At 43.5% G+C, this 12654-nt stretch carries 14 protein-coding genes; all 14 read left to right on the forward strand.

All coding sequences use genetic code 11. The features are described from left to right. The first annotated feature begins 9 nt into the window (after positions 1–9). The 14 genes from BP97_RS0118580 to proS all read left to right on the forward strand — a co-directional run bounded on the left by BP97_RS0118580 (position 10) and on the right by proS (position 12610). Complete coding sequence (locus BP97_RS0118580) at positions 10–795, forward strand: FliA/WhiG family RNA polymerase sigma factor (RefSeq protein ID WP_028550449.1); 786 nt, start codon at positions 10–12, stop codon at positions 793–795. Positions 796–819: 24 nt separating this feature from the next. Beyond that, positions 820–2226: a DUF342 domain-containing protein gene (locus tag BP97_RS0118585; protein ID WP_036746152.1), complete on the forward strand. Its 1407-nt coding sequence runs from the start codon at positions 820–822 to the stop codon at positions 2224–2226. A 29-nt stretch (positions 2227–2255) separates the two neighbouring features. After that, the gene (locus tag BP97_RS0118590) at positions 2256–2579 is read left to right on the forward strand and encodes a hypothetical protein (protein ID WP_028550451.1); all 324 of its coding nucleotides are present in this window, start codon (positions 2256–2258) and stop codon (positions 2577–2579) included. 42 nt (positions 2580–2621) lie between these two features. Next, positions 2622–3209, forward strand: coding sequence for a DUF6115 domain-containing protein (locus tag BP97_RS0118595; RefSeq protein WP_028550452.1), 588 nt, complete (start codon positions 2622–2624; stop codon positions 3207–3209). Further along, the gene (locus BP97_RS0118600) at positions 3196–3699 is read left to right on the forward strand and encodes a hypothetical protein (RefSeq protein WP_028550453.1); all 504 of its coding nucleotides are present in this window, start codon (positions 3196–3198) and stop codon (positions 3697–3699) included. Before BP97_RS0118595 ends, BP97_RS0118600 begins: the two co-directional genes overlap by 14 nt. A gap of 205 nt (positions 3700–3904) precedes the next feature. Beyond that, a complete protein-coding gene (gene rpsB / locus BP97_RS0118605; RefSeq protein WP_028550454.1) occupies positions 3905–4603 on the forward strand; it encodes a 30S ribosomal protein S2 in 699 nt (232 codons plus the stop codon). A 90-nt stretch (positions 4604–4693) separates the two neighbouring features. After that, on the forward strand, positions 4694–5344 hold the full coding sequence (gene tsf, locus BP97_RS0118610) for a translation elongation factor Ts (RefSeq protein ID WP_028550455.1): 651 nt from the start codon (positions 4694–4696) through the stop codon (positions 5342–5344). A gap of 199 nt (positions 5345–5543) precedes the next feature. Then, the gene (pyrH, locus tag BP97_RS0118615; protein WP_028550456.1) at positions 5544–6269 is read left to right on the forward strand and encodes a UMP kinase; all 726 of its coding nucleotides are present in this window, start codon (positions 5544–5546) and stop codon (positions 6267–6269) included. A 5-nt stretch (positions 6270–6274) separates the two neighbouring features. Further along, positions 6275–6829, forward strand: coding sequence for a ribosome recycling factor (gene frr, locus BP97_RS0118620; protein WP_028550457.1), 555 nt, complete (start codon positions 6275–6277; stop codon positions 6827–6829). A gap of 58 nt (positions 6830–6887) precedes the next feature. Continuing rightward, entirely contained in the window at positions 6888–7655 is a 768-nt protein-coding gene (locus tag BP97_RS0118625; RefSeq protein ID WP_028550458.1) for an isoprenyl transferase, read from the forward strand. Between the two features lie 20 nt (positions 7656–7675). Beyond that, a complete protein-coding gene (locus BP97_RS0118630) occupies positions 7676–8473 on the forward strand; it encodes a phosphatidate cytidylyltransferase (protein WP_028550459.1) in 798 nt (265 codons plus the stop codon). 21 nt (positions 8474–8494) lie between these two features. Continuing rightward, positions 8495–9637 (forward strand): 1-deoxy-D-xylulose-5-phosphate reductoisomerase, encoded by a 1143-nt coding sequence (locus BP97_RS0118635; RefSeq protein ID WP_028550460.1) that lies wholly within the window; start codon positions 8495–8497, stop codon positions 9635–9637. A 172-nt stretch (positions 9638–9809) separates the two neighbouring features. Beyond that, a complete protein-coding gene (rseP, locus tag BP97_RS0118640; protein ID WP_028550461.1) occupies positions 9810–11063 on the forward strand; it encodes an RIP metalloprotease RseP in 1254 nt (417 codons plus the stop codon). Positions 11064–11161: 98 nt separating this feature from the next. Further along, a complete protein-coding gene (proS, locus tag BP97_RS0118645; RefSeq protein WP_028550462.1) occupies positions 11162–12610 on the forward strand; it encodes a proline--tRNA ligase in 1449 nt (482 codons plus the stop codon). Positions 12611–12654: the final 44 nt, after the last annotated feature.

Genomic DNA, 12654 nt, shown 5'->3' on the forward strand with positions numbered 1-12654 from the left:
CAACCGGTTATGATTCAACAAAAATCGCATTTACAAAATATCGATGTATGGAAACAGTGGAAGGAATTCGGTGTAATTGAAGCAAAACAGTCACTGATTGAAAATTATTTGCCACTGGTCGAATATGTATCGAACCGTCTGTCTATCGGCCTGCCCAAAAATGTATCGAAAGACGATTTGGCTAGCTACGGAGTCATGGGTCTTATCGATGCTATTGAGAAGTTTGATTATGAACGCGGACTGCAGTTTGAGACCTATGCATCTTGGCGGATTCGTGGTGCTATCATTGATGGATTACGTCAAGGGGACTGGGTGCCTCGTTCGATCAGAGAAAAGTCCAAAAAAATTGAAGAAGCATATCAGATGCTAGAACAGCAATATTTGCGTTCAGTTACGGATGCAGAAATAAGCTCTTATCTGCAAGTAAGCGAGAATGAATTTCACCAAATGGTTCAGGAAATTGCGATTACAACGGTTTGCTCGATTGATGATCCCATACGTGAAGAAGATTCTGAGACCCGGCTGTCTCTATTGATTGACGAGAAGGCCAAGAACCCTGAGTATAAGGTCAATGAGTTTTACTTAAAAGAAACATTGGCAAAAGCGATTGAGCGTCTGACGGATAAGGAACGAACAGTCGTCTCTCTATTTTATTACGAGGAGCTATCTTTAAGTGAAATAGCGGAGGTCATGAGTCTATCGCCATCAAGAATCTCACAACTTCATTCCAAAGCGATTCTTCGTCTACGCGGCTCTTTAGGCCGGTTTAAGACACAGTTATTTCAAGAAACTTGATCGGAAAGAAAGTGGGGGAGAATAATGAGTGAATCTTCAATTCCGCTAAGTTATTATGCCGAGATTTCATTGTCGGATGATAAGGCGCAGGCTTATTTGCAATTTAAGCACAATGAAGAAGGTATCAATGTGTCATTAACTCAGTTGGAAGAGTTGCTCAATTCCTATAAAATTGTTCACGGCATTGATTTAGATATGCTCAGCGCGATTGCCCGCAATCCAAAAGCTTACTTTCAGGCCAAAACTTTAGTCGCGAGCGGAACGTCGCCTGTTGCTGGGAAAGACGGTTATATCAAACTTACATACGAAGTTGCGAATGAAACGAAAAAACCGGTTGAGCTAGAAAGCGGAAAAGTTGATTTTAGAGAAATTACAACGATCAGCAATGTCCGTAAAGGGCAATTGCTTGCCCAGAAAATGCCGGCAACCGCTGGAACTCCAGGAAAAGCGGTTACCGGTGAAGTACTTCCTGCAAAAGAAGGCAAGGAAGCCCGTCTGAAAATTGGTAAAAACGTTGTAGCAGATCCTGAACAAAAAGCATTATACGCAGCAATCGATGGCATGATTGTCAAAACCGAGCGGGATAAAATTAACGTATTTCCTATTTTTGAAGTCAATGGGGATGTCGATTACAACGTTGGTAATATCGACTTTGTCGGTTCCGTCGTCATTCGTGGTAACGTACTCAGTGGATTTAAAATTAAAGCATCAGGGGATATCCGGATTACCGGCAGCGTGGATGGCGCAGATCTTGAAGCGGAAGGATCTATTGAGATCAGTGCGGGGATTCTCGGTCATAATAAAGCTATAATTCGTGCAGGAAAAAGGGTTAAGAGTTCTTTCATCCAAGATGCTACAGTAATAGCCGAGGAAATCTTTGTTACGCAAAGCATTATGCATTCTAACATCCGAGCGTCCAAAAATGTAGTTGTAAAAGGAACTAAAGGATTAATTGTAGGCGGAATTATTCAATCGGGAGAGAACGTAGTAGCCAGAACGATTGGTAATTCTATGTCCACTGCAACCGTAATTGAAGTGGGAGTACTCCCTGAGCTGCGTAACGAGCTAGTCCAGCTGCGTGTTCAGCTTAGGGCCGTTAATGAGAACTTTGACAAAACGGAGAAAGCGCTAGCATTGCTCGATCAATTAGCGGCAGTGGGGCAGCTTAGTCCGGATAAAGTGGCTATGCGAATCAAACTTAACCACACAAAGAAGCAAATTGGGGAAGAACAGGCAGGCTGCAAGGAACGTATTTTCGAAATAGAACGCTCGCTTGAAGATTCCGATAAAGCTAAAGTAGAAGTTGTTTCTACTATATATAGTGGAGTTAAGATTGTTATAGGCAGGTACACCAAATTTATAAAAGATCATGTGTCCCATGTGAAGTTTCAATTAGCCAATGGAGACATTGCCATGATTCCTATTACATAATGAATGAACAAGCCTAGGGAGGGATTGCGATGAGCTTGAGGCCCGTAGAGCTGCAGTTTGTGTTACATAAGAATGATGAAGCCGGTTTGAAACAAAACCAGTTGAATCAAAAGCCAGTCCAAGATCAAGCGTTACTTGCCGATGATGCGTTGAAACATACGGAAAAAGAACGTCATTTAACAGGGAAAAGCGAAAATCCCCACAAAGCAACCCTTTTTGAGAAAGACAAGGAAAAATCAGAGCATCAAAATAAAAAGTCTCCTAGAAAAAAAGAGAGTGCTAGTTCATCGTCTACTCATCCAGAGAAGAGCGAGCACCCTTTTAAAGGAAAGCACATCGATTATTCACTATAAACAGCTCAGATGTAACGTGACTAGCAGAAAAAGGTGATTGGTATGTATCAACCTTGGGTATATATTGTTCTGGTGGGCCTAGTTCTTATTGTATATGCCACGCTTGTACCAAAGTCAAGCTCATCCAAAGCCAAGGCAGCTCCAGGCATAGACGAAATTGAACAAACCATGGAGCATTTTGCAGGAGAGTTAGAGGAACAAAATGAGGCATTAATCCGGCAACTGGCAGACATTAAGAAGGATAACGAAGTTCATCAAGCCAAGCTGTCCTCAAAAATGGAGACGTTGGAAAGTCAATTCGCACATTCTAATCAAGAGCTTATGAAGCTTGGTCTGGCTTATGATGAGCTTCAAAAAAAGCTGGATCAACAAATAGATTCGAGAGTTAGCAGTAGAAACGAAGTTGTAATGGTGCAACCAGATGAATTGGATGCTCTAGCAACTGATGACGAAGTACAGCCAGAAGCAACGGGAATGAATATCCGGAGTAGATATGCTGAATTGTTCGAGCTTTACGAGCAAGGTAAATCTACTGACAGTATTGCCAAAAAAATGAACATGAACAAAGGTGAGGTCAACCTGATCCTTCAATTAGCCAAGCAGGAGGAACAGTTGAATGCTCAAAAATAGATCATTGCTTCTTGGGCTGGGTACAGGATTGATAGCCGGCGCTCTATTGCTTCAAGTAATGAATATTGCAGCATCACCTGAGCAGATGGCTAAAGGCATGGAACTGCAGGAGATGGATAAGCAGAAGCTGAAGGAAGCCGCGGCTAAGTACTATCAAGTGAACGAATTGGATCAAAAATTATACAATCAGACGCAAGCGGATGCTCTTGTTCAGCAGAAGTTGAAGGAAGAGCAGGATAAGCAAGCAACGGCGGCTCCAGCGCAGACATCTAAAGAAACGATGAAGGAAACCTACATTTTTATATCTAAGGGCCTTACAGCGGGCAATGTAGCCGATTTACTGCAGCAGAGCGGAGTTATTGCGGATCGTAAAACGTTTGAGGATGCTATGTATAAACAGCAGCTCAATGATAAGATTGTAGCTGGAGTTCATGTATTTAAAGGCCCCCAAGACCTGACACAAGTGCTTACAAATTTAACTTCACAATAAGAGTCTAACCTTGTTTGAGGTTAGGCTTTTGTTCTAATAATAGAAGATGTTGCATACGATAATCAGTTGTGGTATATTTATTGACGGTGTTAAAACGCACGCAGGTCAATTCGCGTAATGGTGCTGCCGATTCCGGTAGTTTTATGTCGAAAATGCGACCTTGCGGAGGAGACCCAAAAAACCAATTTAGAGGAGGTGTGTGAAGATGGCAGTAATCTCCATGAAGCAGCTTTTGGAAGCTGGGGTACACTTCGGTCATCAAACCCGTCGTTGGAATCCAAAAATGGATCGTTACATCTTCACTGAAAGAAACGGAATTTATATTATCGACCTGCAAAAAACGGTCAAGAAAGTGGAAGAAGCTTACAACTTCGTAAAATCCGTTGCTGACGAAAACGGCACGATTTTGTTCGTAGGTACCAAAAAGCAAGCTCAAGATTCCGTTGCGGAAGAAGCTGAGCGTTGCGGTATGTACTACATCAACCAGCGTTGGTTGGGTGGTACACTGACTAACTTCCAAACTATCCAAAAGCGTATTGATCGCTTGAAACAGCTTGAGAAGTGGGAAGAAGATGGCACATTCGAAGTGCTGCCTAAGAAAGAAGTTATTATTCTTCGCAAGGAAAAAGACCGTTTGGAAAAATTCCTTGGTGGAATTAAGAATATGAAAGGTCTTCCGAGCGCATTGTTCGTAATTGACCCTCGTAAAGAGCGCATTGCAGTTGCAGAAGCTCGCAAATTGGGTATCCCAATCGTTGGTATCGTTGATACTAACTGTGATCCGGACGAAATCGATTATGTTATCCCTGGTAACGACGATGCAATCCGTGCGGTGAAATTGTTGACAGCTAAAATTGCTGATGCAGTTATCGAAGCACATCAAGGTGAACAAACAACAGCTTAATTGCTGAATAGGAAAGGGTGGTTCAAAGGTGCAAAATCCTTTCACCGCCCTTTTTTTAGGGTCATAGACAAATTATAAGGAGGCCAAATCATGGCGGTTAATGCAGCATCGGTAAAAGAATTGCGTGAAAGAACAGGAGCAGGAATGCTCGATTGTAAAAAAGCGTTGGAAGAGGCTAATGGTGATTTGTCCAAAGCAGCTGATATCCTTCGTGAGAAAGGCTTGTCCGCAGCGGCTAACAAAGCAGGTCGTATCGCTACTGAAGGCACTGTAGAATCCTACATCCACGCTGGCGGCCGTATCGGCGTATTGGTAGAAGTTAACTGTGAAACAGACTTCGTTGGTAAAACAGATCAATTCCGTGAATTTGTTAGAGACGTTGCTATGCATATTGCAGCTTCGAGCCCGCTGTATGTTCGTCGTGAAGAAGTTCCTCAAGATGCTTTGGATAAAGAGCGTGAAATTTTGACTGCACAAGCTTTGAACGAAGGCAAACCAGCTAACATCGTTCAAAAAATGGTAGAAGGCCGTCTTGGCAAATACTACGAAGAGTACTGCTTGATGGAGCAGCCTTTCGTTAAAGATCCAGACAAAACCATCAGCCAATTGGTTAACGAAAAAGTATCAACAATCGGTGAGAACATCACGATCCGTCGTTTCGCTCGTTTTGAACTGGGCGAAGGCTTGGAGAAAAAACAAGAGAACTTTGCTGAAGAAGTAATGGCTCAAGTGAAAAAATAATCGAGATACTTCATTCGACGTATCTTAGCTTATAGCTTTGGGATTTCATCTACGGTAAATGATAAGGTTTCACCAAAATGGAAATTTATCATTTACCGTACATAAATACGGAAAAGAAAAACGTGGGAACACTTAGTGTTCCTTCTTTTTTAAACATAAACAGGCAAGATAGCTGATTTACGAACGGGGGTAGTAAAGCTTGGTACAGCCAATCTTTAAGAGAGTCATATTGAAACTGAGCGGAGAAGCACTGGCAGGTCAGCAAGGATACGGAATCGATTCCGATATGATTTCCTCGATCGCAGCGCAAGTTAAAGAGGTTGTTGATCTAAATGTGGAGGTCGCTATTGTTGTAGGTGGCGGAAACATTTGGAGAGGAATCGCAGGTAGTGCCAAAGGGATTGACCGTGCTACGGCGGACTACATGGGCATGCTGGCAACGGTTATGAATTCCTTGGCTTTACAAGATGCATTGGAAACGATCGACGTACCGACACGCGTGCAAACATCCATTACCATGCAGCAGGTTGCAGAACCTTATATTCGCAGAAGAGCGATTCGTCATTTGGAAAAAGGCCGTGTTGTTATATTTGCTGCCGGCACAGGGAATCCTTATTTCTCTACAGATACGACTGCAGCTTTAAGAGCGGCTGAGATTGAAGCGGAAGTCATTTTAATGGCGAAAAATAAAGTGGACGGAGTATACTCTGCTGATCCATTTAAAGATGCAACAGCACAGAAATTCGAAACACTGACCTATATGGAAGTGTTAAGCAATAACTTGGGTGTAATGGATTCCACGGCTTCATCACTTTGCATGGACAATAATATTCCGTTAATCGTGTTTTCCATTACCGAGAGCGGCAACATTAAAAAGGTTGTTCTCGGAGAAAAAATAGGTACGATTGTAAAAGGGAGTGTTTAACGATTATGCCACAATCCATTAAAAAGAGTGCGGAAGACCGCATGGAAAAAGCAATCGGTTCATTAAAAAAAGAATTGTCCAGCCTTAGAGCAGGCAGAGCAACTCCCGCATTGCTGGATCGTGTTCAAGTTGAATACTACGGGGCTATGACGCCAGTTAATCAATTAGCTAATATCAATACACCGGATTCCCGTACTCTTATGATTCAACCATGGGATAAAAGCTCCGTTAGCGCTATTGAGAAAGCAATCATGAAATCGGACTTGGGCTTGACTCCTTCTAACGACGGTTCAATGATTCGTATCGTTATTCCTGCACTAACTGAAGAGCGTCGTTCCGAGTTGGTGAAAATGACACGTAAATTCGGAGAAGAAGCAAAAGTTGCTATTCGTAACGTGCGCCGTGATGCGAATGACGATATTAAAAAGCTGGAGAAAGCAGGCATCTCCGAGGATGAGTCGCGTAAGCATCAAGAAGATATCCAGAAGTTCACGGATAAATTTATCGGTGAAGTCGAAAAAGTACTAGCTGCTAAAGAAAAAGAAATCATGGAAGTATAATGATAGAAGACCCCCTTTCGAGGGGGCTTTTACACTTTCCTTATTGGAGGAAAAAGAAATGATGCCTTTCAAAAAATGGTTTGGAAGCAAGGCTCAGAATGACGAGTGGACAGAACGTATCGACGCCGATAATATTCCGAACCATGTTGCGGTTATCATGGATGGCAATGGACGATGGGCTCAGAAGCGGGGCTTGCCGCGCGTAGCAGGGCACCATTCAGGAATGAAAAATGTAAAGAAAATTACAATGGCAGCGAATTCAATCGGCGTGAGTGTGCTAACATTGTATGCTTTTTCAACGGAAAATTGGAAAAGACCCAAAGAAGAAGTCGAGTATTTAATGAAGCTTCCTCTTGAATTTTTCCCAAAAGAAATTGATGAGCTGATCGCGAATAACGTGCAAATTCGGATGACGGGATGGCAGGAGGGACTGCCAAGCTATACGTTGGAGTCCATTCAAAATGCGATTGAGCAAACGAAAAATAATACGGGCCTTATTCTAAATTTTGCATTGAATTATGGTAGCCGAAAGGAAATGCTATCTGGCGTCAAGAAGCTCACTGAGGATGTTGCAGCCGGGAAAATATCATTGAATGAAGTGGATGAATCGGTCTTTAGTCAATATTTATTAACCCACCCTCTACCAGATCCCGATCTGCTGATTCGTACGAGTGGTGAGCTTCGTATCAGTAATTTTATGATGTGGCAGTTAGCCTATTCGGAATTATGGTTTACGGACTTGTGTTGGCCAGAATTTTCGGAGAAGCATTTTTATGAGGCGATTCAGGAGTATCAACGACGGGCTCGTCGATATGGTGGATTGTAGCAGTTATTGGAGGAATGGATTTGAAACAGCGAATCATTACAGGAGTCATCGCCGGATTAGGGTTTATGATTCTGTTGTATCTAGGCACATATTGGTTTGCCGGATTGATTGTCATTCTGTCTCTGATCGGCTTTAATGAGTTTTTGCGAATGAACGGGCTCACAAAGTATAAAATAACCGCTCTTTTCGGGTACATAGGTACAGCTTGCTTAACGATACCTTGGAATTCGTTTGAACTCTCTTCAGTAGGTTCCATGGACCGTTGGATATGGTTATTTATGTTTATTTTATTGTGCGCTACAGTTGTTTCGAAAAATAAAGTAACCATAGATCATGTTGTCATGATGTTTCTAGGGATGGTATACGTCGGTATCGGTTTCCATTATATGATTGAGACTCGTGCTTTGGATCATGGGATGTTCTGGACACTTCTTGTCTTTTTTTGTATTTGGGGAACGGATTCAGGAGCGTATTTCACTGGATCGGCTATTGGGAAGCATCCATTGTGGCCGACGATTAGTCCTAAGAAATCCATTGAAGGGGCTATAGGTGGCGTCATTATTTCCATCATCGTGGCCATTTGTTTTTCATTGGTATCGCCTGAACTGCTGTCATGGCAGCAAGCACTGCTGCTTGGGATCATTATTGCGGTAGTCGGACAGATGGGAGATTTAATTCAATCTGCATATAAACGAGTAAAAGGTATTAAAGATACGGGGGCTATATTGCCCGGACATGGCGGTGTGCTGGATCGGGTAGACAGTTGGTTAATCGTATTCCCGATTGTTCATTTGCTGTCATTAATTCCCCCTGTATAAATCGATGGCTTGAGGTGAAACATGAAGCACATTTCCATACTTGGCTCCACTGGTTCGGTTGGAACACAGACGCTGGACGTTATCTCTCATTACCCGGATCAGTTTAAAGTCGTAGGTTTGGCAGGCGGACATAACGTGAAGCTGTTATTGGAACAAGCGAACAAATTCCGTCCCTCTAAGGTATCGGTAGCGACCAAAGAGCTAGCCGAAGAATTAAAGTTATGGATACCGACTGGTACCCAAGTGTTTTATGGGGATCAAGGACTTTTGGAAATTGCTGCAGGTACCGATGCGTCCGATGTGGTAACTGCTGTTGTAGGTAGCCAAGGTCTTCAACCTACGCTTGCAGCTATCCAAGCTGGCAAAAATATCGGGCTAGCAAATAAAGAAACCTTGGTTAGCGCAGGACATCTTGTTACGGCTGAAGCCAAACGTTATGATGTTAAATTGATTCCGATTGATAGCGAGCATTCTGCTATTTTCCAATGCTTAAACGGTGAATCCAAGAAAGACATTCGGAAAATTATGCTGACGGCTTCAGGAGGTTCCTTTCGTGATTTTACGCGCGATCAGTTAAAGAATGTAACGGTGGAACAGGCGTTAAAGCACCCTAACTGGTCTATGGGCGCAAAAATCACTATTGATTCTGCAACAATGGTCAATAAAGGCTTGGAAGTTATTGAAGCACATTGGTTGTTTGAGCTCCCGTATGAGCAAATTGAAGTTCTTGTACATCCGGAAAGCATCATTCACTCCTATGTCGAGTTCGCCGATTACAGCATTATTGCCCAATTAGGCAATCCAGACATGCGGGTTCCAATTCAATATGCCCTTACCTATCCGTCCCGGATGCAAACACCGACACAACCTTTGGATTTGGCGGCTATAGGGAAGTTAACGTTCCGCGAAATGGATTACGTACGTTTTCCTTGCCTTAAAATGGCGTTTGACAGCGGCAAAGCAGGAGGGACGACGACTACAGTATTTAATGCAGCCAACGAGGTTGCCGTTGCTCGGTTTTTAAAAGGTGAAATCGGATTTTTACAAATTGAAGATATTATTGCAGACGTGTTGGAAAAGCACGAAACCGTCTCACTTCCAAATCTGGAGCAAATCACAGCCGCTGACACATGGGCTAGACAGACAGCACGAATAGGAAGGTAATATGAATGAAATGTGAATTCCCTAGCATCATTTCATTGACAAGATAATATGTTCATAACATGGCTCGGCTTGTATTCATATCGCAAATAATGTTAATCTTAATGAAAAGAATGAGCCTAACCATGGAACTGGTCTTTGACTAATCGCGATGCTTAAAGGGAGGACGTTCGATTTGGCTACATTGCAAATTGCGTTTCAAATTGTTCTGTTATTTTTTGTTCTGGTGACGATACATGAGTGGGGACACTTTTATTTTGCCAAAAGGGCAGGCATCCTGGTAAGGGAATTTGCCATCGGTTTCGGACCAAAGCTGCTTTCGTTTAAAAAAGATGAGACTCGCTATACGCTGCGTTTGCTGCCTATCGGCGGTTTTGTGCGAATGGCGGGGGAAGATCCTGAGATCGTACAGATTAATCCTGGTCAACGCCTCGCTTTGGCATTGAACGGTAACCAAGTGACCCACATTTATTTAAATGATTTTGAAGATCGTTCTGACTCCGTTGTCGGTGTCGTCGAAGATATTGACTTGGAACGCCGTCTGTTTATTAAGCTGGATTTGGATGGAGAAATGAAACAGTTTTCCGTGCATCCTCAAGCAATGATGGTGAGTAAAGACAAAGAGACACAGATCGCTCCGTGGGATCGCCAATTCGGAAGCAAAACGGTGGGACAGCGTGCAATGTCAATTTTTGCTGGTCCTATGATGAATTTCATTCTAGCGTTCATTTTGTTTGTTACTGTTGCTTTTATGGCAGGGGTGCCTGACAAAGTGAAAATTCAAAGTACCGTTGCAGGTTCACCTGCGGAAAAAGCGGGACTAATGGCGAATGATATTATTATTTCCGTCAATAATGAGCCGATCGGATCAGATCGCAATAAATTAACTTCTTTAATCAAGCAGTCTGTGAACAAGCAGATGATTTGGATTGTAGAGCGGAATAAGGAACAGATCCGCAAAGAAGTGACTCCAGAAGATAAAGGCGGCGGCTTGGTTGGTGTCAGCCTTATCTCTGAGAACCGCGAAGCTTCGTTTACAGATGCAGTTAGTAACGGGTGGAGCAGTCTCTCGTCCGCAACGGTCTCTATACTCGATAGCTTTGGCAAGCTTGTTACTTTGCAGGTTAAAATGGATGATTTGGGCGGACCGGTCCGCATTGTAGAATTCACGAGTGAACAAGCAAGCGCAGGTTTGCCTCAATATACATTCTGGGCCGCCATTATGAGCCTATATCTCGGGATGTTTAACTTGCTGCCTTTCCCTGCTTTGGATGGAAGCCGATTGGTATTCTTGGGCTTTGAAGCGCTGCGTGGGAAGCCGGTTGACCCGAGTAGAGAAAGCATTGTGCATTTTGTCGGGTTTGCCATGCTGATGCTGCTCATGATTGCAGTCACCTACAACGACATTTTAAGACTAATAAAAGGCTAGTTCATGCTCAAGTCATAGCCTTGCTGATGCAGGGCTATGTTTATGTTTACACAGCATGCAAACTTTCTATCGAAAGTTTTTAGGAGGAGAAGCACTACATGTCCAAAGATAAACAGTTTGTAAAGGAGATCACGCCTCAAAGCGAGGATTTCTCCAGATGGTACATCGATGTCATCAAGAAAGCGGATTTAATGAGCTACTCTCCTGTTCGTGGATGTATTGTATTTAAACCGGATAGCTATGAAATCTGGGAGAATATCCAACGCGAATTGGATGCCAGATTCAAAGAAACAGGTCACCGCAATGCGTATTTTCCTATTTTCATCCCAGAGAGCTTTTTTCAAAAAGAGAAAGAGCATGTCGAGGGCTTTAATCCTGAACTCCCGTGGGTAACTGAGGCAGGCGGAGAAAAGCTCGAAGAGCGTCTTGCCATCCGTCCTACATCGGAGACTATGATTGGTCACATGTACTCGGAGTGGATTAACTCTTATCGTGATCTTCCGCTGCTGATCAATCAATGGGCTAACGTTGTTCGTTGGGAGAAACGGACGCAGCCATTCCTACGGACAAGTGAGTTTTTGTGGCAGGAAGGCCACACGGCACATGAAGACGAAGCGGATGCACGTCGCGAAACGATGCAAATGCTTGAAACGTATCGTGATTTTGCCGAGAACTTCCTTGCTATTCCGGTTATCGTTGGGCAGAAGACCCCGTCGGAGAAGTTTGCTGGTGCTGTGGACACCTATTCTATCGAAGCGATGATGAAGGACGGCAAAGCAGTTCAAGCCGGAACCTCTCACTACTTGGGTACCAACTTTGCAGTGGCGTTCGATATTAAATACTTGGATCGTGAAAATCAGCATACATTTTGCCATACGACTTCGTGGGGCGTAAGTACACGTCTTATCGGAGCCTTGATTATGGTGCACGGTGACGACAGAGGATTGGCTTTACCTCCTAAAGTTGCTCCTACACAGGTTATTATGATTCCAATCGGCCCTCCTAAAACGAGAGAGCAAGTCGTTGGACGTGTGGACGAATTATATGCTCAACTGAAGCAAGCTGGCGTTCGCGTAAAAGTGGATGATCGTCCGGATCAAAGCCCAGGCTGGAAGTTCAATGAATATGAAATGCGCGGCGTACCCATTCGTGTAGAACTGGGACCTCGTGATATGGAAAACGGACAAGTCGTTCTTGTTTCGCGAATTTCCGGGGAAAAACGCGTGGTTCAGCAGGATCATTTTGTCGAAGAAGTGCAAAATATGCTGGCAGAAATTCATCAACAAATGTATGATAGAGCTAAGCAGTTCCGTGACGAGAATTTCACTTCGGTTGATAGTCTGGATGAATTCCAATCGTTCCTAGAGCAAAAACGCGGCTTTGCCCTTGCAGGATGGTGCGGGTCGGATGCATGTGAAGCTCAGGTTAAGGAAGAAACAGGCGCTACAAGCCGCAATATCCCGTTTGAGCCGGGTGAGCATAAGACAACGTGTATAGCTTGTGGAGAAGCGGCTAAACATACCGTAGTATTTGGTAGAGCGTATTAATTGCAAGGATATTAAGGGCAAATCGGAAAGCAACATCTCCTGTT

It is taken from the genome of Paenibacillus sp. UNC451MF (assembly GCF_000686845.1).
In the GTDB taxonomy this organism is placed as follows: Bacteria; Bacillota; Bacilli; order Paenibacillales; family NBRC-103111; genus Paenibacillus_S.